At 70.3% G+C, this 3,597-nt stretch carries 3 protein-coding genes; all 3 read left to right on the forward strand.

Annotated elements, in window-relative coordinates; translation table 11 throughout:
* The coding region (gene aroF, locus VKH46_12490; GenBank protein ID HKB71656.1) for a 3-deoxy-7-phosphoheptulonate synthase at positions 1–556 on the forward strand (556 nt) is incomplete at its 5' end.
* Between the two features lie 246 nt (positions 557–802).
* Positions 803–1,891: a glutamine-hydrolyzing carbamoyl-phosphate synthase small subunit gene (carA, locus tag VKH46_12495; GenBank protein ID HKB71657.1), complete on the forward strand. Its 1,089-nt coding sequence runs from the start codon at positions 803–805 to the stop codon at positions 1,889–1,891.
* 334 nt (positions 1,892–2,225) lie between these two features.
* Positions 2,226–3,464: an ABC transporter permease gene (locus VKH46_12500; protein ID HKB71658.1), complete on the forward strand. Its 1,239-nt coding sequence runs from the start codon at positions 2,226–2,228 to the stop codon at positions 3,462–3,464.
* Positions 3,465–3,597 lie beyond the last annotated feature (133 nt).

The raw sequence follows: 3,597 nt of genomic DNA on the forward strand, positions 1-3,597 counted from the left end.
GCGCGCCGAAACCGGCCTCCCGATCGTGACCGAGGTCCTCGACACCGAGACCGCGGAGGAAGTCGCCGAGTACGCCGACTGCCTCCAGATCGGCGCCCGGAACATGCAGAACTTCTCGCTCCTGAAGAAAGTCGGCCGGCTCAAGCGCCCGGTGCTCCTGAAGCGCGGGATGTCCGCGACGATCGAGGAGTTCCTGCTTTCGGCCGAGTACATTCTCGCGGAGGGGAACTACGACGTCGTCCTCTGCGAGCGCGGCGTCCGGACGTTCGCCGATCACACGCGCAACACGCTCGACCTCTCGTCGATCCCGGCTGTGCAGCGCATCTCGCATCTGCCGATCATGGCGGACCCGTCCCACGGGACCGGGAAGCGGCACAAGGTCCTGCCGCTGTCGCGCGCGGCGGTGGCCGTCGGCGCCGACGGGCTCCTGATCGAGGTCCACCACAAGCCGGAGACGGCGCTTTCCGACGGCCCGCAGGCGCTCCTGCCCGAGCAATTCTCGGATCTCATGAACCAGGTCCGCGCGCTCTCGATCGTCATGGGAAGGAGCGCGTGACCCGCGCGACCGCGTGACGCGCGGGGAAACGCGAAGCACGAATTTCGAAACTCGAAACAAGCACGAAACTCGAATGACCCAGATTCGAAACCCGCCGACCGATCGTTCACGCGGCTCGGCCGCCGAAAAGCGTCGTGTATTGTCGACTCCCGGGCCCGCCGGGTCCCGTTTCGAATTTCGAATTTCGAATTTCGAATTCGTTTCGGGTTTCGGAATTCGGATTTCGAATCTCCGCCGGAGGCGGTCGTGACCGCCTCCGGCGATGGTCTTCTCGTCCTCGAAGACGGCGCCTCCTACCGCGGAAGGGCGATCGGCGCCCGGGGGACTTTCTTCGGGGAGATCGTCTTCAACACCTCGATGACCGGGTTCCAGGAGGTCTTGACCGACCCGTCGTACCGGGGTCAGCTCGTCCTGATGACCGCGGCGCACGTCGGGAACTACGGGGCGCGCAGCGGCGAGGAAGAGTCCGGCCGCGTGCAGGCCGCCGGCTTCCTCGCGCGGGATTTCCCGGAGCGGTGGAGCGGCACGGGCGGGGAGCTCGGCCTGGCCGACATGCTCGCGCGCGCGGGAGTGCCGGGGCTGTGCGGCTTCGACACCCGCTCGCTCGTCCGGAAGCTCCGGTCGGAGGGGGTGATGCGCGCCGGGATCTCGACGGAGATCGAGGATCCCGCCGAGCTGTGCCGCCGCGTCCTCGAGTCTCCGCCGATGGAAGGGAGCGCTCTCGCGCTCACCGCCGGCACCGCCGAGACGTACCGATGCCCGGCGCCCGACGGGGCGCGGTTCCGCGTCGCCGCCGTGGATTACGGCATGAAGATGAACCTGTGCCGGCTGCTGAATGCCGCCGGCTGCGACGTCACGGTGTTCCCGGCCCGGGCGACGCGTTCGGAGATCCTCGCCGAAAGCCCGGACGGCGTCTTCCTCTCGAACGGCCCGGGCGACCCGGCGGCGCTCTCCGAATGCGTCGAAACCGTTCGGTCGCTCGTCGGCGAGCGCCCCATCTTCGGCGTCTGCCTCGGTCACCAGATCCTCGGCCGCGCGCTCGGGGCGTCGACCTTCAAGCTGAAGTTCGGCCACCGCGGCGGAAACCATCCCGTGCAGGACCTGGACGGCCACGCGATCGCGATCACGTCGCAGAATCACGGTTTCGCCGTCGATCCCGCCGGGCTGCCCGCCGGCGCTCACGTGTCGCACGTGAACTTGAACGACGGCACCGTCGAGGGCTTCCGGGATCCCGGCCGCCGGATCCTCGCCGTGCAGTACCACCCGGAGGGCGCGCCCGGGCCGCACGACGCGCGGGGGCTTTTCGCGGAGTTCCTTTCCATGATGGAAGGATGACCGGGCCGCGGCGATACATCGAGCCGGACGGGCGCATGCCGCCCGCGCCGCCCTGCGACATGCGCGTTTTCCGTCATACCCGCGCAAGCGGGTATCCAATCCTGGGTCCCCGCTTTCGCGGGGACGACCCCGGGACGGTCGCCTCACCGGGACGTCGCGGACGGCCCGCATCCCGTCTGCCTTCGTCCGGGCTTCGGCGGATCGAGGTCTCGAGCGTGCCTGCGGTTCAGAAGTCGTGTTTGGCCATCCATCTGCCAGAGCTCGTCAGAGCCACGGCGGATCGGGCTCGCGTCTCGCCGCGCCCTTCCCGGCGCGGTCGATGGAAGGTCCGGCCTTGACGCTCCCGATGGAGCTCGCCGTCCGGTATTTCCGGCGGCGGTCGTCGCGGCTCGTGTCCCGCGTCTCGGTCCTGGCCATCGCCGGAGTCGCCCTCGGCGTGACGGCGCTCGTGATCGCAATGGGGCTCCTCTCGGGGTATCGCGACGAGATCCAGTCGAAGCTGATCGGCGCCAACGCCGACGTCGTCGTCTTCCCGCTGACGTCGGGCGGGATCGCGGACCCCGGCCGGCTCGAAGCGAAGCTCCGCCGATATCCGCGCGTGCGCGCGGCGGCGCCCGTCATCTACTGGCAGGGGACCGCCGCGTCCGAAGGGGATCCGGACGGGACGAACGCCGTCGTCAAGGGAGTCGACGCCGCTCGCGAGCGCGCCGTCGCGCCCGCCGGGCGGGTCCTCGACGAGGGGGAGCGCCTGTTCGCGGCCGGTCCCGGCGGCCTGGAGGGGTGCGCGGTGGGCGCCGATCTCGCGGCGCGGCTGCGGCTGAAGGCCGGGGACGCGGTCGTCCTCACGGTTCCCGACGCGTCGCGCCGCAACGCCGGTTTCGCGCTGCGCCGGCGCGCGTTCCGGGTCGCGAAGGTCTTCCGCACGAACTTCTACGAGTACGACTCCGAGTGGGTGTTCGTCTCCCGGGAGGCGGCGCGTTCGCTCGCGCGATTTCCGGCGGCCGCCAACGTGCTCGAGGTGAAGCTCGACACGATCGACCGGACCCCGGAAGCGACGGCGCGGATCCGCGAGATCCTGGGCGAAGGGTTCAGCGTCACCGACTGGCGGTCCCTCAACGGCAGCCTCTTCTCCGCGCTGACGGTCCAGAAGATCACGCTCTTCCTCGTGATCGGCCTGATCGTCGCGGTCTCGACCTTCAACATCGTGGCCACGCTCGTCATGAACGTGCAGGAGAAGAAACGCGACATCGGCGTGCTGTCGGCGCTCGGAGCGCCGCCGGGGCTCGCCTCGAGCGCGTTTCTCCGGCTCGGGATGCTCCTCGGGGGGAGCGGGGTCCTGGCCGGACTGGCGGCGGGCGCGGCGGTCTGCGCCGTCCTGACGCGGTTCCGCCTCGTGCGCTTCCCGCCCGACGTGGCCGAGATCTACTTCGTCTCCTTCGTCCCGTTCGAGGTGCGCCCGCGGGACATCGCGGCGATCGCCGTCTTTTCGCTCGCGGTCATCGCGGCGGCGGCCTGGCTTCCGGCGCGGCGGGCGGCGAGGGTATCCATCGCCGACGCCCTCCGCTACGAATAGAAGCGAGGGCTGGCGCGGCGATGCATCGAGCCGGGCGGGCGCGTGACCGTCGCGGGAGCTGGCTCGGGGGACGGGAGCGCGTGGCGGTGGCGCCGCTCGTCGAACGAGCGTCTCGACGGCGCCGCCGCCACCC

The organism is Thermoanaerobaculia bacterium, from assembly GCA_035260525.1.
In the GTDB taxonomy this organism is placed as follows: domain Bacteria; phylum Acidobacteriota; class Thermoanaerobaculia; order UBA5066; family DATFVB01; genus DATFVB01.